General features: G+C 58.7%; 1 pseudogene. It reads left to right on the top strand.

Annotated elements, in window-relative coordinates:
- Window positions 1-86 precede the first annotated feature (86 nt).
- A pseudogene (locus NKH80_RS30065) lies at window positions 87-438 on the top strand (transposase); the annotation flags it as partial.
- Window positions 439-543 lie beyond the last annotated feature (105 nt).

Here is a 543-nt window from a genome sequence, read left to right as displayed (position 1 = left end):
ATCGCCAATGGCTGGCCAAACAGCGCTATCGAGGCGCTCATGCCTTGGAACTACCATCGCTGAACGGCATCAGCTACCCGCTTACCCTTGGATGGCCGGTGCGCTTCATTCTGACGGCTGGCCAACGCGGCGACTGCCCGCACGCCTACACCTTGATCGAGGGGTTGCCCGCAAAGGTCGTCATGGCCGATGCGGCCTACGATGCCGATCCATTGCGTCGGGAAATCGCAGACAAGGGCGCCATCGCCGTCATTCCCAACAACCCGTCACGGGCGCAAATACCCGATCGACGAGCACCTCTATGCCCAGCGTCACCCGATCGAATGTTGCCTCTCCAGGCTCAAGCAGTTCCGACGCGTCGCAACACGATTCGCGAAGACAGCCCGAAACTACCTTGCCATCGTCACCATCGCGGCAACCGTCCGATGGATCAGATAAGTGTCTCACACGTCCTAACAGGAATTCAGCAACTGAAGTTCAAAGGTCGAGAGATGGTTCATTCAGAGAAGCCCCGTGAATCGTTTGCGGGTCAGTCCGCCGATG

Origin of the sequence: Mesorhizobium sp. M0904 (assembly GCF_040319475.1) — a bacterium.
Classification (GTDB): Bacteria; Pseudomonadota; Alphaproteobacteria; order Rhizobiales; family Rhizobiaceae; genus Mesorhizobium.
Note: the sequence above shows the minus strand (reverse complement) of the source record. Positions and strands in the feature narration are given on the sequence as shown.